This is a genomic window from Streptomyces sp. MB09-02B (assembly GCF_033794485.1).
Classification (GTDB): Bacteria; Actinomycetota; Actinomycetes; order Streptomycetales; family Streptomycetaceae; genus Streptomyces.
Genome location: NZ_JARGEE010000976.1, coordinates 1 through 698 on the forward strand (window position 1 = coordinate 1; position 698 = coordinate 698).

Sequence of the window (698 nt, forward strand, 5' to 3'; positions counted from 1 at the left end):
CGGAATCTCCAAAATGTTTTTCGTCGGAAAGGTTAGATGTGTATAAGAGCAAGCGCGGTCCCCGCGCCCCTGAAGAGCGAAGCCGGGGCTGCGCCCGGCTTCGCTCTTCGGCCCGCAGGGCCGTTGTCGTTCGCCGTATCTACGGCGTGGGGTCCGGGGACGTCGCCAGGGACCAGACCACGAAGACCGCGATGCCGATGCAGACGACCGACCAGACGGGCGCGTAGGGCAGGAACATGAAGTACTCGATGGCGAACAGCGAGGTCAGGGCGATTCCCACCGCGCGGGCCCAGGTCTGGCCCTGGATGACGCCCCACCCGGTGGCCAGGACGCAGAGTCCGATCACCAGGTGGATCCAGCCCCAGGTGGTGAGGCTGAACTCGAAGACGTAGCTGCCGATGTTCGCGTACACGTCGTCCGTGGCGATCCCGGCGATGCCGTTGAGGATGCCCATGACGCCGATGACCATCATCAGGACACCGGCGAACACCATCCCGCCGTGGGCCCACTCCGAGCGGGCGCCCCGGTGGGACATCGGCGTCTCCTGTGACGTGGTGTTCGAGCGTGGTGCGGTGCTGTGCTGGGCCATGAGGGCCTCCTCCGAGGGATGGACAGCTCACCCGCATGCTCACGCGGCGAGGAGGGGGCCGCATGTGGTGTAGGCCGAATGGGTGAAATCGGGAGGTGGGGGGTGTGGG

The 698-nt window shown here is 66.3% G+C and carries 1 protein-coding gene; it reads right to left on the minus strand.

What is annotated here, in order from left to right; all coding sequences use genetic code 11:
• Positions 1-139: 139 nt before the first annotated feature.
• Positions 140-589 (minus strand): hypothetical protein, encoded by a 450-nt coding sequence (locus tag P1P70_RS45420; protein WP_319248450.1) that lies wholly within the window; start codon positions 587-589, stop codon positions 140-142.
• Positions 590-698: the final 109 nt, after the last annotated feature.

What these genes read in the sequence shown, in the direction of transcription:
- P1P70_RS45420 (WP_319248450.1), bottom strand. Translation starts at nt 589, where the DNA reads ATGGCCCAGCACAGCACCGCACCACGCTCGAACACCACGTCACAGGAG.